The 21,625-nt window shown below is 71.5% G+C and carries 14 protein-coding genes; 5 read left to right on the top strand and 9 right to left on the bottom strand.

Annotated features, from left to right (window positions below):
• Nucleotides 1–6: 6 nt before the first annotated feature.
• Together ACGF3C_RS24025 and hflX are read right to left on the bottom strand one after the other, a co-directional pair.
• Nucleotides 7–1,725 carry a hypothetical protein gene (locus ACGF3C_RS24025; RefSeq protein WP_393225334.1) on the bottom strand — a complete coding sequence of 573 codons (1,719 nt, stop codon included), beginning with the start codon at nucleotides 1,723–1,725 and terminating at the stop codon, nucleotides 7–9.
• 50 nt (nucleotides 1,726–1,775) lie between these two features.
• Nucleotides 1,776–3,230: a GTPase HflX gene (gene hflX, locus ACGF3C_RS24020; RefSeq protein WP_393225331.1), complete on the bottom strand. Its 1,455-nt coding sequence runs from the start codon at nucleotides 3,228–3,230 to the stop codon at nucleotides 1,776–1,778.
• Between the two features lie 183 nt (nucleotides 3,231–3,413).
• Between hflX and ACGF3C_RS24015 the strand changes: the two genes are divergently transcribed.
• The gene (locus ACGF3C_RS24015; protein WP_393225329.1) at nucleotides 3,414–4,880 is read left to right on the top strand and encodes an NAD-dependent malic enzyme; all 1,467 of its coding nucleotides are present in this window, start codon (nucleotides 3,414–3,416) and stop codon (nucleotides 4,878–4,880) included.
• 147 nt (nucleotides 4,881–5,027) lie between these two features.
• Here ACGF3C_RS24015 and dapF read toward each other — a convergent pair whose 3' ends face one another.
• The 3 genes from dapF to ACGF3C_RS24000 are packed head-to-tail and all read right to left on the bottom strand — an operon-like array spanning nucleotide 5,028 to nucleotide 7,547.
• Nucleotides 5,028–5,864: a diaminopimelate epimerase gene (dapF, locus tag ACGF3C_RS24010; RefSeq protein ID WP_393225326.1), complete on the bottom strand. Its 837-nt coding sequence runs from the start codon at nucleotides 5,862–5,864 to the stop codon at nucleotides 5,028–5,030.
• A 7-nt stretch (nucleotides 5,865–5,871) separates the two neighbouring features.
• Nucleotides 5,872–6,795, bottom strand: coding sequence for a tRNA (adenosine(37)-N6)-dimethylallyltransferase MiaA (miaA, locus tag ACGF3C_RS24005; RefSeq protein WP_393225758.1), 924 nt, complete (start codon nucleotides 6,793–6,795; stop codon nucleotides 5,872–5,874).
• Nucleotides 6,780–7,547, bottom strand: coding sequence for a hypothetical protein (locus ACGF3C_RS24000; RefSeq protein WP_357233618.1), 768 nt, complete (start codon nucleotides 7,545–7,547; stop codon nucleotides 6,780–6,782). The genes miaA and ACGF3C_RS24000 overlap by 16 nt, the downstream gene beginning before the upstream one ends.
• Before the next feature lie 150 nt (nucleotides 7,548–7,697).
• Between ACGF3C_RS24000 and ACGF3C_RS23995 the strand changes: the two genes are divergently transcribed.
• The 3 genes from ACGF3C_RS23995 to ACGF3C_RS23985 all read left to right on the top strand — a co-directional run bounded on the left by ACGF3C_RS23995 (nucleotide 7,698) and on the right by ACGF3C_RS23985 (nucleotide 13,105).
• Nucleotides 7,698–8,906 carry a DUF349 domain-containing protein gene (locus ACGF3C_RS23995; protein ID WP_355009914.1) on the top strand — a complete coding sequence of 403 codons (1,209 nt, stop codon included), beginning with the start codon at nucleotides 7,698–7,700 and terminating at the stop codon, nucleotides 8,904–8,906.
• Between the two features lie 985 nt (nucleotides 8,907–9,891).
• The gene (locus ACGF3C_RS23990; protein ID WP_393225755.1) at nucleotides 9,892–11,475 is read left to right on the top strand and encodes a cellulase family glycosylhydrolase; all 1,584 of its coding nucleotides are present in this window, start codon (nucleotides 9,892–9,894) and stop codon (nucleotides 11,473–11,475) included.
• A 283-nt stretch (nucleotides 11,476–11,758) separates the two neighbouring features.
• A complete protein-coding gene (locus ACGF3C_RS23985) occupies nucleotides 11,759–13,105 on the top strand; it encodes a cellulose binding domain-containing protein (protein ID WP_393225321.1) in 1,347 nt (448 codons plus the stop codon).
• A gap of 41 nt (nucleotides 13,106–13,146) precedes the next feature.
• Here the strand turns inward: ACGF3C_RS23985 and miaB are convergent, their stop codons facing one another.
• Entirely contained in the window at nucleotides 13,147–14,640 is a 1,494-nt protein-coding gene (gene miaB, locus ACGF3C_RS23980; protein ID WP_393225318.1) for a tRNA (N6-isopentenyl adenosine(37)-C2)-methylthiotransferase MiaB, read from the bottom strand.
• A gap of 235 nt (nucleotides 14,641–14,875) precedes the next feature.
• Here miaB and ACGF3C_RS23975 point away from each other — a divergent pair, with 235 nt between their 5' ends.
• Nucleotides 14,876–15,784 carry an alpha/beta hydrolase gene (locus ACGF3C_RS23975; RefSeq protein ID WP_357232992.1) on the top strand — a complete coding sequence of 303 codons (909 nt, stop codon included), beginning with the start codon at nucleotides 14,876–14,878 and terminating at the stop codon, nucleotides 15,782–15,784.
• Nucleotides 15,785–15,839: 55 nt separating this feature from the next.
• On the opposite strand, the gene fxsT is transcribed toward ACGF3C_RS23975, so the two are convergent.
• From fxsT to ACGF3C_RS23960, 3 genes are read right to left on the bottom strand one after another with little or no spacing between them, the layout of a single operon-like run.
• Nucleotides 15,840–19,706, bottom strand: coding sequence for an FxSxx-COOH system tetratricopeptide repeat protein (gene fxsT, locus ACGF3C_RS23970; RefSeq protein WP_393225315.1), 3,867 nt, complete (start codon nucleotides 19,704–19,706; stop codon nucleotides 15,840–15,842).
• Nucleotides 19,703–20,965 carry a TIR-like protein FxsC gene (locus tag ACGF3C_RS23965; RefSeq protein WP_393225312.1) on the bottom strand — a complete coding sequence of 421 codons (1,263 nt, stop codon included), beginning with the start codon at nucleotides 20,963–20,965 and terminating at the stop codon, nucleotides 19,703–19,705. The genes fxsT and ACGF3C_RS23965 overlap by 4 nt, the downstream gene beginning before the upstream one ends.
• Nucleotides 20,962–21,621: a TIR-like protein FxsC gene (locus tag ACGF3C_RS23960; RefSeq protein ID WP_357234484.1), complete on the bottom strand. Its 660-nt coding sequence runs from the start codon at nucleotides 21,619–21,621 to the stop codon at nucleotides 20,962–20,964. Before ACGF3C_RS23960 ends, ACGF3C_RS23965 begins: the two co-directional genes overlap by 4 nt.
• Between the last annotated feature and the right edge of the window lie 4 nt (nucleotides 21,622–21,625).

Here is a 21,625-nt window from a genome sequence, read left to right as displayed (position 1 = left end):
GTCCGATCAGTAACGGTCGCCCCGTGGGCCGCGACCGCCCCCGGGATACTGTCCGTACGGGTCGACGGGCGCGTCCTCGTCACGTCGCCGGCTGGGCCGCTGACCCCGGTAATCGGGCTCCTGCCCACCGCGCCGGGGCGGCTCCGCACGACCGGGTTGACCGCCGTCACCGCCGCCGTACACGCCACCGCCAGGACGGCCACCGCCGCCCTGCGGACGACCACCACCGCCGGCCGGGGGACGACCACCACCAGCCGGGGGACGACCACCCCCGCCAGCGGGGGGACGACCACCGCCGCCGTAAACGCCAGCACCGCCGCCGTCCGGTCGCGGCGCACCGTAGCCGCCGTCAGCCGAGGCCGGCCGGCCGCCACCGCCGTACACCCCACCACCCGCCGGGGCTGGGCCACCACGACCCGCGCCACCCGCCGGGGCCGGGCCGCCGCGACCCGCACCACCGCCGTAGACCGCGCCGCTGGCCGGCGCGCCGCCCCCGTACACACCACCTCTGCGGTCATCGTCGGCCGGGAATCCGTCGACGGCACGGCCGGCACGCGGGCCGAACGGCTCATCGTCCGGCTCCGACGGGTCGGACGCGTCAGCGGTCGGCGGCCGGCGGCGGGCGCGAACGATGCCGAAGATTCCGGCGGCGACCAACAGCAGGCCGATCAGCCCGACCGCCCCCACCAGGTACGTGATGTCGTCGAGGCTCAGCCCGTCGGTCCAGGACTTCGAGGCGGCCGGTTTGGCACCGTCCTCGGCGGCCAGTGGCGCGGCCGTCGACGTGGACGGGGTGTAGCCGAGGATGTCGATCGGCTCGTCCTCGGTGAACCGGCCCGCGTCGGAGACGGTGAGGAACGACTTTCCGTCCGGGGTGTAGCTGATGGCCTCGCCGAACGGGTCGGCCAACGGCGTCACCCGCGGCTTGCCGGTGGTGAGCGCACCCACGATGTCGCCACCGGTCACGTCGAACTCGAAGGCGTCCGCGTACGTGCGCAGAACCACCCGGGAGCCGTCCGGTGCACGGGACGCGCCGGTGATGGCGATCCGGCCGAACGTGTTGAGGGTGTTCTCCGTCTGCGTCTTCGGCAGCGTGAGCTCGCCGGCCTTACGCATCGGCACCGGCTCGGTGTCGCCGCTCCTGAGGGCCGCCGACGGCGTGTAGATCTCGGCCTTGCCGCTGGTCACCTTGGTGATGATCAGCGGTTTTCCGTCGTCGCCGATGAGCAACGCCTCAGCGTCGTGCGGTTTGGCCTCGGGGTAGGAGAGCCGGTGCAGCGTCGGCTGCTTGGCGCCGGTGACCGGCATCGACCAGAGCGCGACGCGGCTGCGGCGCTCCTTCGAGTCGGGGTTGTCACCGGTGTCGGCGATCCAGAGGGTGCGGCCGTCCTTGGACAGGGCGAGATCCTCGGTGTCGAACGGACCCTGCCCCGAGTAGCGGACCGGCTCCTTCGAGATCTTGCACTTGCTGTCGAGGAAGAACACCCGCTTGCGCGCCGCGACGTCGGTGCCGTCGTTGATGACGATGTAGCCGCTCTTGGTGGCGACCAGCCCGGACAGCTCCCGTAGGCGCTCGTCGGTGATCGTGCATCGCTTCTGGCCAGGGTTCGCGGCGGGCGGCCCGGACGCCCCAGGGGCGGGAGCCGCTGCGGCGGCTCCGGCGAGCGCCACGGTTGCCCCGAGCAGGCCGAGGGCAACCGTGACCGAGGAAACAACGCGGCGCATTCGGCCAGTGTCGCATGCCGCGCGTTTCCGGGGGATGACGCCGTGGCCGCTCAGGATCGGCTGCCGGCCGCCTGCCCCTGACGCTCAACGTCGAAGGCCGTCAGCTCCGCCGCCAGCTCCGCGCCGACCCGGACGTGCAGCAGAGTGCCCTCCGGCAGGTGCGACGTGCTGAGCACCTCACCCGTGCGGTGCGCCCGAGCCACCAGGTCGCCCCGGTCGTACGGCAACACGGCCCGGACCTCGACGGCCGGACTCGGCAGCCGCTCCTCGATCGCCGCGCGCAGCTCGTCCATGCCCCGCCCGGAGTGCGCGGACACGAAGATCGCGTCCGGCCAGAGCCGCTTGAGCCGCAGCAGAGTGTCCTCGTCAGCGGCGTCGGTCTTGTTGACCACCAGCAGCTCGGGGAGCCGGTCCGCGCTGACCTCGGCAAGCACCGTGTGGACCGCCCGGACCTGCTCCTCCGGATCCGGGTGGGTGCCGTCCACGACGTGCACCACCAGATCCGCCTGCGCGACCTCCTCCAGCGTCGAGCGGAACGCCTCGACGATCTGGTGCGGGAGGTGTCGGACGAAGCCGACGGTGTCGGAGAGGGTGTAGAGCCGCCCGTCCGAGGTGGTGGCCTTGCGGGTCGTCGGGTCCAGCGTGGCGAACAGCGCGTTCTCCACCAGCACGCCCGCGCCGGTCAGGCGGTTGAGCAGGCTGGACTTGCCGGCGTTGGTGTAACCGGCGATGGCGACCGCGGGAACGGAGTTACGGGAACGGCGGGAACGCTTGGTCACGCGTACCGTCTTCATGCTCTTGATCTCGCGACGCAGCCGGGAGATGCGGTGGCGGATGCGCCGCCGGTCGGTCTCCAGCTTGGTCTCACCGGGGCCACGGACACCCACACCGCCGCCAGCGCCGCCGCCCCGGCCGGAACCACCGGTCTGCCGGGAGAGCGTCTCACCCCAACCGCGCAGTCGGGGCAGCAGGTATTCGAGCTGGGCCAGCTCGACCTGCGCCTTACCTTCCTTGCTCTTGGCGTGCTGCGCGAAGATGTCGAGGATCAGCGCCGTACGGTCGACGACCTTGACCTTGGTGCGCTGCTCCAGGTTGCGCAGCTGCGACGGGGACAACTCACCGTCACAGATGACCGTGTCGGCGCCGGTGGAGAGCACCACCGCGCCAAGATCGTCGACCTTGCCACGGCCGATGTACGTGGCCGGGTCAGGTCGGGTACGACGTTGGATGAGCCCTTCGAGCACCTGCGAACCGGCGGTTTCGGCCAGCGCGGCGAGCTCGGTCAGCGAGTTTTCCGCGTCGGTGACAGTGCCTTCGGTCCAGACGCCCACCAGGACGACCCGCTCCAGCCGCAGCTGGCGGTATTCCACCTCGGTGACGTCGGTGAGCTCGGTTGACAGGCCCGGGACGCGTCGGAGGGACTGCCGCTCCGACAGCTCCATCTCGCCGGTGGTGACGTCGTCGAGCTCGTCCTCGACGGGGACAAAGCTCTCCTGGTCTCGCAAGCGGTTCTCCTGTCCGTTTTGATAAGTAGAACGTAATCCTGACATGACACAACGCCGAACGCACCTGCTATATGCCCATGGTGAAGGTCGCCAAAAGTGGGGGCGAATGCTGGTCGGCCGCGACAACCCGGTAGAAATGCGGGCGGCGGCCGAACGGCCGCACAGCCGTTACGGAGGGATCCCGTGGCCATCACCCGACTGCCCAGCGCCGGATTTTCGATCACCATCCGGATCGCCGTGACCGCGGACGCCTCCTCGATCGGCCGGCTCACCACCTCCGTCGGCGAGGCCGGGGCGATCGTCACGGCGCTGGACGTGGTGGACTCGGACCCGACCAACGTGATCGTCGACCTGACCTGCGACACCGCCGACGCCGGTCACGCCGACCAGGTGGTCGACGCGCTGACTGCGCTGGACGGCGTGGACGTGCGCAAGGTGTCGGACCGGACGTTCCTGCTGCACCTGGGCGGCAAGATCGAGGTGACCTCGAAGGTCGCGCTGCGCAACCGCGACGAGCTGTCCCGCGCGTACACCCCCGGGGTTGCCCGGGTCTGCATGGCGATCGCCGAGAACCCGGCCGACGCCCGGCGACTGACCATCAAGCGCAACACCGTCGCCGTGGTCAGCGACGGCTCGGCGGTGCTCGGGCTGGGCAACCTCGGCCCGGCCGCGTCGCTGCCGGTGATGGAGGGCAAGGCCGCGCTGTTCAAGCGCTTCGGCGGGGTGGACGCGTGGCCGGTGGTGCTGGACACCCAGGACACCGACGAGATCGTGCAGATCGTCAAGGCGATCGCGCCGGCCTACGGCGGCATCAACCTGGAGGACATCGCCGCACCGCGCTGCTTCGAGATCGAGGCCCGGCTGCGCGAGGCGCTGGACATCCCGGTCTTCCACGACGATCAGCACGGCACCGCGATCTGCGTGCTGGCCGCGCTGACCAACGCGCTGCGGGTGGTGGGCAAGCAGCTCGCGGACGTCCGGGTGGTCGTCTCCGGAGCCGGCGCGGCCGGCACCGCGATCATGAAGCTGCTGCTGCGCCAGGGCGTCGGCGACATCATCGCGTACGACCGGGAGGGCGCCCTGCACCGCGGGTTGACCGGGCTCAACTCGGCGTGGCAGTGGCTGGCGGAGAACACCAACAAGGAGAACTACTCCGGCGACCTGCCCGGAGCGATCCGGGGCGCCGACGTGTTCATCGGGGTCAGCGCGCCGAACCTGCTCACCGGCGACGACATCGCGCAGATGGCGAAGGACTCGATCGTCTTCGCGCTGGCCAACCCCGACCCGGAGGTCGACCCGCGGGAGGCGCGCAAGCACGCCGCAGTGGTCGCCACCGGCCGTTCGGACCAGCCGAACCAGATCAACAATGTGCTCGCCTTCCCCGGTGTGTTCCGCGGCATGCTCGACGCGCACGCCGAGGAGTTCACCGAGGAGATGGCCCTCGCGGCCGCCCGGGCCATCGCCGACGTGGTCGGCGAGGACAAGATCAACCCGACGGTGATCGTGCCGAGCGTGTTCGACTCCCGGGTCGCCCCGGCGGTCGCCGCCGCCGTCCGGGCCGCCGCGCACAACCCCAGCCCGCTCCCGGCCGCCGACCCCGGCCCCGCCGACCTCCCCGAGATCGCCGCCACCGCCAGCGCCACCCCGTAACCCCAACCCCGCCCGGCCCTGCCCGCGCCCGGCCCCGCCCGCGCCCGGCCCCGAACCGTCCGTTGATCATGAAGTTATTGCCCCGACACGCCGAGCAGGGTGGCAATAACTTCATGATCGACGGGGCGACCCGGGGGCGGGGGGTGGTCAGGCGGGGAGGGTTACCTCGCCGGTGGCCACCAGGACGGCCGGGCCGGAGAGCCAGCAAGAGGTTTCGGTGACGGTCACTGTCAGGCGACCGCCGGGCACGTCGACGGCGACCACGCCGGTGTCCAGGCCGGCGTCGCGCAGTGCCACCGCTCCCACCGCGCAGGCGCCGGTCCCGCAGGACAGGGTTTCGGCGCTGCCGCGCTCGTACACCCGCATCAGGCTGTGCTCGTCGGTGCCGTCGACCGGGTCGCCCGCCACGATGAACTCGACGTTCACCCCGCTCGGGAAGACCGCCGGGTCGAACCCGGGCGCGACGGTCAGGTCCAGCGCCGACAGCTCCACGCCGGCCGGCAGGACGCAGACCAGGTGCGGGTTGCCGACGTCCACCACCGCACCGGTCACTGTCAGCCCGCCGAGGGTGGCGGCAGAACTGTCGTACACCTGGGGTCGACGCATCTCGACGGACACGGCGTCGCCCTCGACCAGCGCGCGCACGACGCCGGCCCGGGTTGCCACCGGCAACGCCGCGCCGGCGGGCGTGGCCAACCCGCTGTCGAGCAGGTAGCGCACGAAGACCCGAGCGCCGTTGCCGCACATCTCGGCGAACGAGCCGTCGGCGTTCCAGTAGTCCATGAACCACTCGGCCTCGCCGGCCAGACCCGCGCCGTCCGGATGCTTGGCCGCCCGGACCACCCGCAGGACGCCGTCCGCGCCGATGCCCCGACGCCTGTCGCAGAGCGCCGCGACCAGCTCCGGGGTCAGGTCGAGCTGACCGTCCGGGTCGGGAAGGAGGACGAAGTCGTTGCCGGTGCCGTGGCCCTTGGTGAACTCCACAGCACCATCATCGCGCAGCAGCCGGCACCAGACGCAGGGCGGCCCCGATCAGGTCCGGGGTCGTCGAGTCCAGCCAGTGGATCCGCGGGTCGCGGCGGAACCAGGACCGCTGCCGACGGACGAACCGCCGGGTCGCCCGGACCGTCTCGTCGTGCGCCTGCGCCTCGGTCAGCTCACCGGCGAGCAGGCGCAGCACCTGCTGGTAGCCGAGCGCCCGACTCGCCGTCCGCCCCTCGGGCAGCCCGCGCCCGACCAGCTCACGGGTCTCCGGCACAAGGCCGTCGGCCCACATCCGGTCCACCCGCAGCGCAATCCGCTCGTCCAGCAGACCGGTGTCCAGGTCGACGCCGAGCTGCACCGCCGGGTAGTACGGCGTGGGCTGCGGCAACGAGGCGGCGAACGGCGCACCGGTCAGCTCGATCACCTCCAGGGCCCGCACGATCCGCCGGCCGTTGGCCGGCAGGATGCTCTCGGCGGCCACCGGGTCGGCGGCGCGCAGCCGCGCGTACAGAGGGGCCGGGCCGACCTCGGCCAACTCCCGTTCCAGCCGCTCCCGCAGCGCCGCATCCGTGCCGGGGAACTCGAAGCGCTCCAGCACCGCCCGCACGTACAGCCCGGAGCCACCGACCAGCAGCGGCACCCGCCCCCGCGACAGGATGTCGTCCACCGCCGCGCGGGCCAGCCGCTGGTACTCCGCGACGCTCGCCGGCTCGGTGACCTCCCAGACATCCAGCAGGTGATGCGGCACCCCGTCCCGCTCGGCGAGGGTCAGCTTCGCCGTGCCGATGTCCATGCCCCGGTAGAGCTGCATCGAGTCGGCGTTGACCACCTCCCCGTCCAGGGCATGCGCCAACGCGATGCTCAGCGCGGACTTGCCGGCCGCGGTCGGGCCGACCACGGCGACGACCAGGCCTGTCACGCCCGCTCCCAGGACGCCACGAAGTACGCCACCCCGTAGGGAGCGGAGTCGTGCAGCAACTCGCCGCGCCACCCACCACCGGCAGCGCGGGCCGCGCCCGCGAGCACCTGCCAGGGAGCGCGACCGGCGGCCTTCAGCTCCGTCGACACCACCGGGTCGAGGTCGAGCAGGGCGTCCAGGTCCGCGTCGGCCAGCGCTTCGGCAACCCTCTGGTCGTACGGGAGGGCACGCGCGTCGTCGTACCCGGGTGCTTTCTCCCCGCGGCAGGCCGACCCGTCCCCGAGCACCAGCGACGCCACCCGGTCACCGGCGGCACCGACCTCGTCGGCGAGTGCGGCCAGCTCGGCCGGGCCGGCGTCGGCGGCCACCTGCACGGCCGTCACCGGCGGTCGGGTTTCGTGCCGGGCCAGCAACCACGCGCCGATGGTCAGGCTCAACGGCAGCACCGCGCCCCGGTCCGGTTGGCCCGGCACCAACGGCACGTCCAGGTCGACACCCCACGGCTGGAGGGAACCGGTCCCCGGGGTGCGGATCGGGCCGGTCACCGGGCCGGTGCCCACCAGGACCACCATGTCCGGATCGGTGGTCAACAGCCGGCGTACGGCGGTGTCACAGGCCGCCCGCAGAACGTCCAACTCCGGGGCTGCGGAGCCGGCCACCTCGGGCACGAGCAGGGGCGGATGCGGGCAGACGGCGGCGGCGACCAGTGGCACCCGTCCACCGTAGCGGGAATCCCCGGTGCGTCTCCGCGCCGATCCGGTCATTCGGCCCCTAGGACACCGTATGGTCACGGTCGGCGATAGGCGCTCGACGCGGACCGGGTCGGACCTGTGACAATGCCGGAAGCAACTTGGCTGCGCCGTGGCGGCGACGGGGGATCGATCCCTCGACGCCGGGAGAACGAGGATGGGCACATGAGCGACTGGACTGCCTTCGGACGGGTGGACGCGGACGGCACCGTGTACGTCAAGACCACCGAGGGAGAGCGGGTGGTCGGATCCTGGCAGGCGGGAGCACCGGAGGAGGGCCTGGCACACTTCGCACGACGCTTCGCCGACCTGGTGACCGAGGTGGACCTGACCGAGGCGCGACTCAAGTCGGGTGCGGCGGACGCCGGGCACTCGTTGAGCACGATCCGGCGGATCCGGACCACGCTGCCCGAGGCCAACGTGGTCGGCGACATCGACGCGCTGGCCACCCGCCTGGACAAGCTGGCGACCCTCGCCGAGGAGAAGGCCGGCGAAGCGCGCGCCGCCCGGGACGCCGCTCGAGGTGAGGCCCTGGCCCGCAAGACCGCGCTGGTCGAGGAAGCCGAGAAGCTGGCCGCCGAATCCACCGGGTGGAAGACCGCCGGCGACCGGCTCAAGGAGATCCTCGACGAGTGGAAGACCATCCGCGGGGTCGACAAGAAGGCCGACGGTGAGCTGTGGAAGCGGTTCGCCGCCGCCCGGGACGGCTTCACCCGCCGCCGCGGCGCCCACTTCGCCTCCCTCGACTCGCAGCGCAAGCAGGCCCAGACCGCCAAGGAGGAGTTGGTCGCCGAAGCGGAGAAGCTCGCGGACTCCACCGACTGGGCCGCTACCGCCAACCAGCTCAAGGACCTGATGACCCAGTGGAAGGCCGCCCCGCGCGCCTCCAAGGAGGCCGAGCAGAAGCTCTGGGAACGGTTCCGGGGTGCGCAGGACGCCTTTTTCAGCCGGCGTAGCGAGGTCTTCTCCGCACGGGACAACGAGCAGCGCGGCAACCTGGAGCGCAAGCAGGCCCTGCTCGCCGAGGCCGAGGCGTTGGACATCGACGCCGACCCGAAGGGCGCCCAGGCCAAGCTGCGGGAGATCCAGGCCCAGTGGCACGAGGCCGGCCGGGTGCCCCGCGAGGCGGCCGCCGGGCTGGAGCGTCGACTGCGCGTCATCGACGACAAGGTCCGTGACGTGATGGACTCGGCGTGGCGCCGCACCACCAAGGAAGACAACCCGCTGCTCGCCCAGATGCGGGCGCAGGTTGCGGAGGCCGAGGACCGGCTGGCCCGGGCGCAGAGCGCCGGGGACGCACGCCGGATCAAGGAGGCCGAGCAGGCCCTCGCCTCCAAGCGGCAGTTCCTCCAACTCGCCGAGCAGGCCGGCTGAGCTGACGACGTCCGGAGCCCCCGGCCCTTAACGGGACCGGGGGCTCCTGCGTGTCCGGCCTCCGGCATCCGCGCCCACACAGGCCCGAATCCCCCGCGCGCCGCGCTCCGAACACCCGCGCCCCGTCGTCCGAACGCCCGCTCACCCGAGCCCGCGCCGCCGCTTCCGCGCCCCTTGGGTCCGCACCCTCGGGTCCGCCACCCTCGGGTCCGCCACCCCCGGGGTCCGGCACCCCCGGGTCCGGCACCCCCGGGTCCGGCACCCCCGGGTCCGGCACCCCCGGGTCCGGCACCCCCGGGTCCGGCACCCCCGGGTCCGGCACCCCTGGGTCCGCTCCCCCGCCACCGCGTCCGGGTCAAGATCTGCGCAATTTCCCGGATGTTGCTGCCTCGGACAGGCCGGAGACAGCAACATCCCTGATGTTGCGCGGATCTTGACGACCAACAGGGTGCTGGGAGACCGGGAGCCGGCCGCCGCGCGTCGGCGGGTGGGCGCTATTCAAGGGGCGCGCGGTACAAAGCGGGCAATACGGGCGGGGCCCGGCGCGCGCCGCGGAAGCGCGGAGAGAACCGGCTGACGGGGCACGGGCGGCGCGGCCTCGGCAGCGCAGCGCGGGGCGGGGCGGGGCAGCGCGGGGCGGGGCGGGGCAGCGCGGGGCAGCGCGGGCCAGCGCGGTGCGGGGCGGGGCAGCGCGGGGCAGCGCAGGGCGGTGCGGGGCAGCGCAGGGCGGGGCCGATGGCAGGTTGACGCATTGACGTGGGCTGATCAGAATGAGCGACGGAGCCAGGTAGGGCCACCGGTGCGAGGGCGACGAAGGCGGAGCATCCGCCGTCGAGGGTCGCCGGTGAGCTTCCGCGAGTGACCACGTCCGCGTGACATGGTCCGTCGCGTGCTGTCCGCGTACCCCTGAGGGACCGTGACGTGCGGACGGCCGCCCGCCGGCGTCGTTTCTGGACGGCGCCGGATCTCCGAAGTGGAGCTTGAATTGTTCCGTCCGAAGGCTCTCGGCGGCGCGCTCACCGCGCTCGTCACCGTCGCGGCTGGCGTGTTCCTCGCCACCGCTGTCAGCACCAGCCCGGCCGTCGCCGCCGGCACCGGTACGGGTTATCTGCATACCAGTGGCAATCAGATCGTGGACAGCACAGGTGCGACGGTCCGGTTGACCGGCATCAACTGGTTCGGCATGGAGACCGACAACAAGACCTTCCACGGGTTGTGGTCGAACAACCCGTGGCGGGGGCAGCTCGACACGATGGCCCGGCTGGGTTACAACACGTTGCGGGTGCCGTACTCGAACGACGCGCTGAAGCCGGGTGCGACCGCCAGTGGGATCAACGACTTCGTCAACCCGGACCTGATCGGGCTGTCGCCGTTGCAGATCCTGGACAAGGTGATCGACTACGCCGGCAGCAAGGGCATGCGCATCATCCTGGACCGGCACCGGCCGACGGCGGCCGGGCAGTCACCACTCTGGTACACGTCGACTGTTTCCGAGGCGACCTGGATCAACGACTGGAAGATGCTCGCTCAGCGGTACGCGGGCAACCCGACGGTGATCGGCGCCGACCTGCACAACGAGCCGCACGCGGAGGGCACCAACCCGGCGGCCACCGGCGCGTGCTGGGGCTGTGGCGACACGACCCGGGACTGGCGGCTCGCCGCCGAGCGGGCCGGGAACGCCGTCCTCGGTGTCCAGCCCAACTGGTTGATCTTCGTGGAGGGGGTGAGCTGCCCGAGTGGTGGCCTCTCCAACGTCTGGGACGGCGACACCAGCAACGACGAGGACTGCGGTTGGTGGGGTGGCAACCTGTCGAAGGCGGGTCAGTTCCCGGTCCGGCTGAGTGTGGCGAACCGGTTGGTCTACTCGCCGCACGAGTACGCCACCTCGGTGTACCGGCAGACCTGGTTCGACGCCCCGGACTACCCGGCGAACATGCCGGCCATCTGGGACAAGTACTTCGGTTACCTCTACAAGCAGAACATCGCCCCGATCATGATGGGCGAGTTCGGCAGCACCCTGGTCGACCCGAAGGACAAGGTGTGGCTGGAGAAGTTGATGGCGTACACCGGGACCGGGGTGACCGGGATGTCCTTCACCTACTGGTCGTGGAACCCCAACTCGGGTGACACCGGCGGCATCGCGTTGGACGACTGGACCAATGTCAACACCGCCAAGCAGGCGATCCTCCAGCCGTACCTGATCGCGCCGTCCGGTGGCGGCACCAGCGGGCCGCCGACCGGCGGGCCGACGGACCCGCCGACCGGCGCCTGCACGGCCACCTACCGGCAGGTCAACGCCTGGCAGGGCGGCTTCCAGGGCGAGTTGATGGTGAAGAACACCGGCTCGGGCGCGGTGAACCCGTGGTCGGTCACCTGGAGTTGGCCGTCCGGGGTGACGTTGGGCAGTGGTTGGAACGCCACTGTCACGCAGTCCGGTACGACGGTGACCGCGGCGGCTCCGAGCCACGCTCCGTCCCTGCCGGCGGGCGGGTCGGTCACGGTGGGCTTCACCGCCAACGGCACGGCGAGCGCACCGGGCACTGTGAAACTCAACGGCACCGCCTGCTGATCCACCAGGACGGCCGATGTACTGCTTGCCGGTACGGCCGGTGCATTACTGCCGGGACGGCTGGTGCGCAGCGCATCGGCCGTCCCGGCCATTTACATTCAGATCCTTCTATGTTCTTATCGGGAAAGCGCTTGCCTCTTCGTTGGCGGGTGCGAGCGCGGGAGCCGCTCTCCTTCACGAACCTGCACCGGCGGGCCCGAGGACCACTGGTCCCGGCCGAGATTCGCCGCCCACGGGCATGGGCGTCGCGACACCTCCGTCCGCCTCATCGAAAGGAAGCAGCATGCGCACAGGACGGCGTCGAATGACGCTGATCGCCACCACTGCCGCAGCCACCGCCGCCTTGGTCACCGCCGGGCTCCTGACCTCCGTGTCGGCCCAGGCGGCCGCCGGCTGCCAGGTGGCCTACTCGGTCGCCAGCCAGTGGCCGGGGGGATTCACCGGCAACGTCACAGTCACCAACCTCGGCGACCCGGTCTCCGGGTGGACGCTGCGCTGGTCGTACGGGGCCGGTCAGCAGACCAGCCAGGCGTGGGGCGCCACAGTCACGCAGAGCGGCAGCCAGGTCTCCGCGACGAACGTCGACTACAACGGCAACCTGGCGACGAACGCCAGCGCCTCGTTCGGCTTCAACGCGAGTTGGAACAACTCCAGCAACCCGGCTCCGAGCAGCTTCAGCCTGAACAACGTCGCCTGCACCGGCAGCACCACACCGACCACCCCGACGCCGACCACCCCGCCACCGTCGAGCACTCCCCCGCCCGGCCAGCAGCCGTCGGCGCTGGTCGGCTGGGCCACCCAGAACGGCGGCACCACGGGTGGCGGCAACGCCGCCACGACCACCGTCAGCAACGCCTCGGGCCTGACCAGCGCGCTGAACGCCACCGGCGCCGCAGTCATCCGGGTGACCGGGACGATCACCTGCTCGGGGATGCTGCGGGTCCGGTCCAACAAGACCATCATCGGCAACTACGGGGCGACGATCGTCGGCTGCGGGTTCAACATCAGCGGTGACCGCAACGTGATCATTCGCAACCTGACCTTCCGCAACTGGAACGACGACGCGATAAACGTGCAGGAGTCGGCCACCAATATCTGGATCGACCACAACAGCTTCAGCAACGGGTACGACGGCGCCGTCGACATCAAGCGCGGCTCGGACTTCGTCACCGTCTCCTGGAACCGGGTCTTCAGCCACGACAAGACGATGCTGCTCGGTCACAGCGACGACAACGCCAGCCAGGACGTCGGTCACCTGCGGGTGAGCTACCACCACAACTGGTTCGACGGCAGCAACCAGCGCAACCCCCGGGTCCGCTTCGGCAACCCGGTGCACGTCTACAACAACTACTACCGCGCCAACGGCGGCTACGGCGTGGCGTCCACCGAGAACGCCGGCGTGCTCGTCGAGGGCAACTACTTCGAGAACGTCGACGACCCCTACCACCTCGGCGAGGGGGACTCGGGGCCCGGCAGCCTTGTCGCCCGCAACAACCACTTCGTCAACTCGCCCACCGGCCAGACCGGCGGCAGCGTGGCCAGCATCCCGTACTCGTACCAGCTGGACACCGCGAGCAACGTCAAGTCCATCGTGACGGCGGGCGCCGGCGCCGGCAAGATTACCGTCTGACCACGGAGGGGACCCCTCGTCGAGGGGCCCCCTCCGCGCGGTCAGTGGGTGGCGCAGCCAGCGGCGGGGGCAGCCACGACCGGCGGTGCGCCGATCGTCGGCAGACCGAGCAACACCCCAGGGGTACGCGGGGAGCGCCCCGCCTCGGCCGCGTCACCGGCCCGGGTCCGACGGTGCGCCACCGGCGCGCCGTCGGCGTTCAGGTGGTGCGGGGCGGCGTACGTGACAGTGGTGTGCACGATGTCGCCCGGCCGGATCTGACCGGCCAGGGACTCCCCGTCGGCGGTCTCGGTCGCGAAGTGCACAAGTCGACCGTCGCGGGCCCGACCGGACATCCGACCGGTCCGCTCGTCCTTACGGCCCTCGCCGACCGCGACCAGCACCTCGACGGTCTCACCGACGAGGCGCTTGTTCTCCGCCCAGGTGATCTCCTCGACGCAGGCGATCAACCGCTCGTAGCGCTCCTGCACCACCTGCTTGGGTAGCTGGTCGTCCATCGTCGCGGCGGGCGTGCCGGGCCGCTTCGAGTACTGGAAGGTGAAGGCCGAGGAGAACCGGGCCTCCCGGACCACGTCAAGGGTTCGCTGGAAGTCGGCCTCGGTCTCACCGGGGAAGCCGACGATGATGTCGGTGGTGATCGCCGCATCCGGCATCGCCGTGCGGACCTTCTCGATGATCCCCAGGTAGCGCTCGGAGCGGTAGGAGCGGCGCATCGCCCGAAGCACGTCGTCGGAGCCGGACTGCAACGGCATGTGCAGCGAGTGACAGACGTTCGGCGTCTCGGCCATCGCGGCGATCACGTCGTCGGTGAAGTCCTTCGGGTGCGGGCTGGTGAACCGCACCCGCTCCAACCCGTCGATGTCGCCGCAGGCCCGCAGCAGCTTGCCGAACGCGTACCGGTCGCCGAACTCCACGCCGTACGAGTTGACGTTCTGCCCGAGCAGGGTCACCTCCAGCACGCCCTCGTCGACAAGGGCGCGCACCTCGGAGAGGATGTCGCCGGGGCGCCGGTCCTTCTCCTTGCCGCGCAGCGCCGGAACGATGCAGAACGTGCAGGTGTTGTTGCAGCCCACCGAGATCGACACCCAGCCGGCGTACGTGGACTCGCGGCGGGTGGGCAGCGTGGACGGGAAGACGTCGAGGGACTCCAGGATCTCCACCTCGGCGGCGGCGTTGTGCCGGGCCCGCTCCAACAGCACCGGCAGCGCGCCGATGTTGTGGGTGCCGAAGACGACGTCAACCCAGGGGGCCTTGCGGACGATGTCGCCCCGATCCTTCTGGGCGAGGCAGCCGCCGACAGCGATCTGCATCCCGGGGTGCTTGTCCTTCACCGGGCGCAGGCGACCGAGGTTGCCGTAGAGCCGGTTGTCCGCGTTCTCCCGCACCGCGCAGGTATTGAAGACCACGATGTCCGGGGTGTCGTCGCCAGCGGGTGCACGCTCGTATCCCGCCTGCTCGAGCAGGCCGGAGATGCGTTCGGAGTCGTGCACGTTCATCTGGCAGCCGTACGTGACGACGTTGTAGGTCCTAGCCACCCTGTTGGTGCCCCTTCCCCTCGGGCTACCAGGGTAGCGGCCCGGGCCGGGGGGACCTCCGACCGGCTTTGTCCGGTCCTGCGGCGTTGACCCGGCGGCCCGTGGCGAGGGTTTACGGCGGACAGTACGCTGCGGCACAGAACGTGACCCCGAGCGATTCCGGGTCTTCGTACTCAGGGCCGCTGCGCGGCTCCGCTCAGCTGGGCAGCGCAGAACGACCCGCGGGAGGCCACACGTGACGCGACAAGATGCGGCACAACACACCGTCATAGCCCCGGACGGACGGCACCTCGCCGTGGAGACCTCCGGCGCAGCGGACGGCCTCCCGGTCTTCCTGCTGCACGGCACCCCCGGCAGCCGCAGCGGGCCCCGACCCCGCGGCATCGTCGTCAACCGGCTCGGCGTGCAACTCGTCTGCTACGACCGGCCCGGGTACGGCGACTCCGACCGGCACGAAGGTCGTTTGGTGGCCGACGCGGCGGCCGATGTGGCGGCGATCGCCGACGACCTCGGCATCGAGCGGTTCGCGGTGGTGGGCCGCTCCGGTGGTGGGCCGCACGCCCTGGCCTGTGCCGCGCTGCTGCCGGAGCGGGTCACCCGGGCCGCCGTACTGGTGGGGCTCGCCCCGGCGGGCGCGCCCGACCTGGACTGGTACGCCGGGATGGCGGAATCGAACGTGACGGACTACGGGCAGGCCGACGACGACCTGGCCGCGCTCACGCTCAACCTGAAGGTCCGCGCGGACGAGGGCCGGCGGGACCCGATGACGCTGCTGGACTTCCTCCGCCCCCATCTGCCCGACGAGGACATCCGGGTCGTCGACGACGTCGCGATCCGCCGATTGCTGACCGACATGTACTCCGAGGCGCTGCGCCACGGCCCCGAGGGTTGGATCGACGACGTGCTGGCGATCCGGCGTGGCTGGGGGTTCGACCTGGGCGCCATCCGCGCGGAGGTCCGGCTCTGGCACGGCGAGCAGGACCGCTTCTCCCCGGTGGAGCACTCGCACTGGCTCGCCTCGCGGATCGCACGCGCCGAGGTGCAGGTGCAGCCCGGCACCGCGCACTTCGGGGCGGTGGAGATCCTCCCGCAGACCCTGAACTGGCTGACCACATCGGACCTCGCGACCAGCCCAGGGCTCTGACCGTCCGGCCGCGACCGGTGGGCCGCCCCGGCCGGCCGCCCGCCGAACACCCCGCTCAGATGGTGTGTGGGTCGATCACCCGGACCACGAACCTCCGTTCGCGCAGGGTCTGCACCGTCGGGTGCTCCACGCCGATCACCTCGGCCAGCCGGTCCACCACGACGTCGACGTCCTCGGCGCCGTCGTCGCCGGCCCGCCTCGCCGCCAGGGCGAGATCGCCGAGGCAGCGCAGCGTGTCGGGGTGGTCCGCACCGATCACCGTGGCCAGCCGACCGGCGGTCTCCCGCAGGCGGTCCCGCGCCAGCTCCCAGTCACCCTCCTCGGCGAGGCACACCGCCTGGTTGACCTCCGCCGCGAGGGTGTGCGGGTGGTCCGGCCCGAGCACCTTGCGCAACTCGCCGACCGCCCAGGCCGCCGACGCGAGGGCGTCCGACCTGCGGCCGAGCGCGCGCTCCGCGGCCGAGATGTTGCTCAGCGTCGCCAGGACGTGCGGGTGCTCCGGGCCGAGCCGGAGCTGCTCCTCGAACGCCGCCCGCACGGCGTTCATCTCGGTGAGCGCACGGGCCGCATCGCCGACAGCCAACAGGTTTGCTGCGCGGCTCGATCGGCACGCCACCGTGTCCGGGTTGTCCGGACCAAACTGTTCGTCGAGCCCGCGGTACGCCGTTTCGAACATTGGCGCGGCCTCGCTGCCCCGGCCGCAACTGCGCAGGGACACCGCCAGGTTGACCTGGGCAGCGAGACTCCGGCCGTCATCCGGCCCGAGCACCTCGCAGTACGTCTCGTACACGGTGCGCAGCAGGGTCGCCGACCTGCCGTACTCGCCAGCTTCCCGCAGGTCGCTGCCCAGCCGCACGGCGGAGACGAGGGTGTGGGGATGGGTGGGGCCGAGCACCAGCCGCCGCCGCTGGTGCACCTCGTCGTCCCAGCGACGGGCCGACCGGTAGTCACCGACCAGTCGGTACGAGACAGCGAGGTTGTTGGCGGCGCTCAACGTGCGGGGATGGTCCTCGCCGAACACCTGGAGCCAGGAGGCGTAGGTGGACCGGTCCCGTTCCAGGGCCTCGGCGTAGCGGCCGAGCGCCCGCAGGTCACCGCCGAGGCTGCCGGCGGTCATCAGACTGTGCGGGTGCAGCGGGCCCAGCAGCCGACGTTGCTCGGCCAGCACCGCCTCGTCCAGGTCCCGGGCCTCGTCGAACCGGCCCAGGCAGCGCCAGATGTTCGCCCGGTTGAAGCGCAGATGCAGCAGTTGGCGGCTGAGCGCCGATGCCTCGACCTCGTCGTGCGTGTCCCCGAGCCGGGCGCTCCAGGTGTCGTCCACCTCCTGGCTGAACACGTCGGCCTGGTCCAGACCGCCGCGCTGCCACAGATAGCGGACCCGGTCGATCAGCAGCTGACACACCGACTCGTCCGGGCAGGTCAACGCCTCGGAGACCTCCAGGTGCGGCCAGAGCATGCGCAGCCGGGCCCAGGTGCTCGGGTCGTCCACGTCGCCTCGGGGCCGGGACGCGGCCAGCACCAGGTGCACCTGGTGTCGAGCGGCGTCGATCTCGTCTTCGGTCATCCGGTCGCGGACCACCGCCTGCAACAGCCGGTGCACCTGGACCCGACCGCCCTGAACGTCGAGTTTGAGCAGCGCCAGGCGGTTGATCTGCTGGACCAGGGCACCGCGCACCAGCCGCTCGGAAACGGACGGGTCGAACGGCACGAGGGCAGCCGCCATCTCGTCGCTGTAGATGAGTTCGAGGGCGATCTCCGGGGCCAGCACCGAGCAGAGCTGCAACAGCCGGTACGCCGCCGGAGCCTGCTCCAGCAGCCGGTTCAGCGACAGGTCCCAGGTCGCCTCCACGGAGAGCGCGCTGGGGCCGTGTCGCTCGATCTGCCGCAGGTAGTCGGCGACCGACGTGCCGGTGTCGGCGAGCCAGGCCCCCGCCGCGGCCACCGCGATCGGCAGGTCGCCGAGCGCCTCGGCCACCCGGTCGGCCTCCTCGACGCTGATGGTGGGCACCCGCTGGGCGAGGTGCGCCACGCTCTCGGTGCGGTCGAAGACGTCCACCTGGATCGGGTTCGCCCGGTCACCCCAGGCACGGTTGCGGGAGGTCAGCAGAACGTGCCCGGGGCCCTGCGGCAGGAACGGCTCGATCTGGTCGAGTTCTTCGGCGTTGTCCAGCACCACGAGCCACCGCTCGTACGGCTCGCCACGGCCGAGCACCTGCAGCACCGAGCGGACCGTGTCGGGCAGGGTGGGCCCGGCGAGGATGCCGAGACGGACGGCGAGGTCGGCGAGGGCGGTGTCGACGAACTGCGGCGGGTCCGCCACGATCCACCAGACCACGTCGTACGCGGCCTTGAACCGGTGGACGTATTCCAGAGCCACCTGCGTCTTGCCGACGCCGCCCATGCCCTGCAGAGCGACCGGCAGCACCACTGCGCTACCCCCGCTCTGCAACTGCGCGCGCAGCCGCGCCAGGTCGTCCTCCCGGCCGGTGAACCAGGCGTTCCGGTTGGGGGCGTTGAAGACCAGCGGCTCGGTGCCGGGGAAGCGGGCACTCCCGCCCGCCGGGCCGTCCTGCGACGACGGCACCGGCCGTCCGACCAGCCGCAACACTCGTTCCACGGCGGTCGCGGCGCTCACGTTGACGAGGTTGGTCGAACTCTTCGACGGGAACTCCGCAAGCGGGCGCAGGTCGGCGACGTACACGGCGAGGGCAGTGGAGCCGGTGCTCAGGTCCCGGTAGGGCAGACCGCCGGACGGCGTCGCCACGTACGCCGGCGAGACCACTGTCAGCGTGCGCGGGGCCGGCGTGCCGGCGGACCCGACGGCGGCCGTAGGCTCCACCACCCGCAGCCCGGCCGAGCTGAGCACCCGCTCCAGCCACTCGGCCCAGATGGCGTCCTCCGGTGCGCACCGGAGCATGATCTGGTCGTCGACCGCCTCGGTGCGGCGGCGGAAACGGGCTATGCCCCGCTTCCGCACCGACTCGTCCATCACCGGCAGCGCGGTCACCGCGCCGTCGGTGAGGATCCCGGTCAACGTCTCGTACGCGGCCAGCAGTGACGTCGGAGAGCCCGGCGGGTCACCGAATGTCGCAAGTGTCTCCTCGTACGCGTAGAACGGTCGGTACGGCACCTCCACCGCGGCCCAGTAACGCCGCCGTTCCGCTTCGGTCATGCCGGCCGGCAACCCGGCGAACCGCCGCATGGCCAGCAGGCGACCCGCCTCGGCCCGCTCCTTTTCGGCCTGGTCGACCCGCATCGGCACCGGAAGGACCCGGATGTCGCGCCGCCGGTACCGGTCCCGGACCGAGTGCGCCACCCGGGCCGCGCCGTCGATGCCCTGGTCGCTGAGGCTGAAGCAGTCGACAAGGGTGTCCGGTAGGTGCAGGGTGCAGATGTCGGCGACGTCGCTGAGCCCCGTCCGGCTGTCGATCAGGGTGAAGTCGTACTGGCGCTTCATGTCCGCCCGCAGCGCCTCGAAGAACTGCGCCCCACCCAGCCGGTTGTAGAAGTTGTCCCAGTCCAGCCCGCTCACCGAGACGGCGTAGTCGCTGTTCTGCCGGCCGGCGGAGAGGAAGTCGAGACCACCGCCGCCGGGGAAGTTCCAGCGCAGCGAAAACGCGTGCCGCCCGACCCGGGCGTACTGCTCCATCCAGCGGTCCGGTCGGTCGTCGACCCGGGTGGTCTCCCACTCGTAGTCACGGATCATGTCGATCACACCGCTGGTGCCCTGGATCGCCTCGGCGTCGAGGAACGGATGGAAGAAGCGGTGCAGACCGGGTGACTCGAGGTCCCAGTCGGCGACGAGCACTCGACGGCCGCTGGCGGCCAGGATCCAGGCCACGTTGGCGAGCGCCATCGTCCGACCCGTTCCCCCCTTGAACGAGTAGAAGGTGACGACCTGGCCTTCGCGATCGTTGTTCATCGGTCTTCCCCGGAGGGACGCGGTGGGCCCGGATCATCAGGCGGGGACGCGGGGTCGGTCGAGCCGGCGGCGGGCAGGCCGTCACGCAGGCTCGGCACCGGCTCCGGCTGTGGCTCGAAGGAGACGACCGGGCCGTACTTGAGGAACTGCCGGCGCGCCTCGGTGACCAGCGCGGGCATCAGGTCGACGAACTCCGGCATGCTGCACGCGCGCTTCACCTGGGGCAGCCCGGCGTCGTGCAGCAACTCGGTCACCTCGGTGGCCCAGCGGGTGGCGTTCTGGCTGTCCTCGTCGTCGGTGACCACCAACGGCACGACCCACTGCCGCAGGCCGTGCAGCATGCGGGCGAGCACCGCGGCCGCGGCTGGCGCCGCCGCGATCCACGGGTCGACAAGCAGCACGGCCGGCCGCCGGTCGAGCAGCGGGGAGGCCTGCGCGAAGTCCTCGGTACGGGCCGAGAGCCCGAGCCGCTCGGCGGTGCTGGCCGCGTACTCGGCGGCGGGTAGCTGCTGGCGGCGCCCGTACGGCCGCCAGAGCCGGCCGCTGGAGGCGTAGCCGGAGGGGTCGCGATCGTTTGGCAGTCGGTCCCGGGTCGGAGCCAGGACGGCCACGACGAAGTCCGGGTCGGTCGGCGCCGGGCGGACGACCTCGTCCAGGCCGGGTGCCCTGGACGGGCCGATCGGTTGTCGCTCGGCGGTGTGCACGATCCGGCTCGCCAGGCGGCTCAGCAGCAGCTCGTACTGCGCTCGGTAGGGGGCCAGCATGCAGAACGCGCGCAGGCCGTCGGCAGCGTATTCCGGGACGTCCCGGCCCAGGTCCAGGGCGCCATCCAACTCCGGATGGGCCTCCCACGGCGGGAACGGGATCCACAGCACCGGAGTGAGGTGGCCGGCGGTGACCCGGGCCGGCCCGGTGGCGGCCAACCGGGCGCGGAAGGACTCCTGCTCCCCCAGCGCCCAGGGGCGACTGAAGTAGCCGGGTGAGTAGAGCGGGACGAAGACCTCGGCGTCACCGAGCGCCTCGGCGAGGGCCGCCTTCCAGTCGGCGCCCAACGGGATGTGCTGGTCGAAGAAGCCGATCCGCATGCCGGCGACGGGTCGAGCCTGACGCCGCACCTCGTCGGTCAGGTCGGCGAAGAACTGGCCGACCCAGACGTCGGCGCCGGCACGGGCGCCCGGCGGCGGCGCCGAGTGGGCGTAGCTCAGGAAGAAGTACGTCCCTCGCGCTCCCGGTCGACGCCGGTCCGTCGGCGGGCTCACTCCTGCTCCTCGGCGAACCTGTTGCGCAGCTCGTCCACGCTCTCCGGCACCCACGGCTCGACCAGGTACGAGCGGTGGATGGCCACGATCCGCTGCGCGAGCCGCCAGACGACCGCCCGGTACACGTTCTCCCACCGCATGGTCAGCAAGCCATGGACCCCCTCCCGCTGGTGGTGCACCGCGATGTCGGGATCCGGCAACGCGGTCGCGGAGAAGCGCTGGACGTCGCGGAGCACCCGAGGCAGTACCACGCCGTTCGTCGGCAACCAGGTGACGGGCACGATCGCCGTCTCGTGGGGCGAGGCCGAGCTGCGCCGCGGGGTGATTCGTCGGCGGGAGAACGCGTCCCACTCCCGGCCGCACGAGGCACTGCCGAGCAGCGCCCTGGACACCAGCGGAACGAAGACCTGGCAGGTGCCGGCGGCGTGGAGCAGCTCTGGGCTCCAGCGATCCCCGTCCTCGATGGAGGTGTCCAGGAAGCCGGCGTTCATTCCGGTCACCGGGCCAACCAGTTCGCTGACGTGGACGGAGAGGTCTTCGAAGAAGCGGGAGACGTGCTCGGCGGTTTCGCCGGTCGCGCGGGCGACCAGCGCTCGTGAGCAGCTGATGAAAAAGAGTGGGGCGCGTGCGCTGGAGGGTGCGTCCACAGTGATCACCGTC

Origin of the sequence: Micromonospora sp. NPDC047762 (genome assembly GCF_043204655.1) — a bacterium.
GTDB lineage: Bacteria > Actinomycetota > Actinomycetes > Mycobacteriales > Micromonosporaceae > Micromonospora.
The sequence above is the reverse complement of the archived record's forward strand: the minus strand, read 5'-3'. Positions and strand labels throughout refer to the sequence as shown.

What these genes read in the sequence shown, in the direction of transcription:
- ACGF3C_RS24025 (WP_393225334.1), bottom strand. Translation starts at nt 1,725, where the DNA reads ATGCGCCGCGTTGTTTCCTCGGTCACGGTTGCCCTCGGCCTGCTCGGG.
- ACGF3C_RS24000 (WP_357233618.1), bottom strand. Translation starts at nt 7,547, where the DNA reads ATGACCGGATCGGCGCGGAGACGCACCGGGGATTCCCGCTACGGTGGA.
- ACGF3C_RS23995 (WP_355009914.1), top strand. Translation starts at nt 7,698, where the DNA reads ATGAGCGACTGGACTGCCTTCGGACGGGTGGACGCGGACGGCACCGTG.
- ACGF3C_RS23985 (WP_393225321.1), top strand. Translation starts at nt 11,759, where the DNA reads ATGCGCACAGGACGGCGTCGAATGACGCTGATCGCCACCACTGCCGCA.
- fxsT (WP_393225315.1), bottom strand. Translation starts at nt 19,706, where the DNA reads ATGAACAACGATCGCGAAGGCCAGGTCGTCACCTTCTACTCGTTCAAG.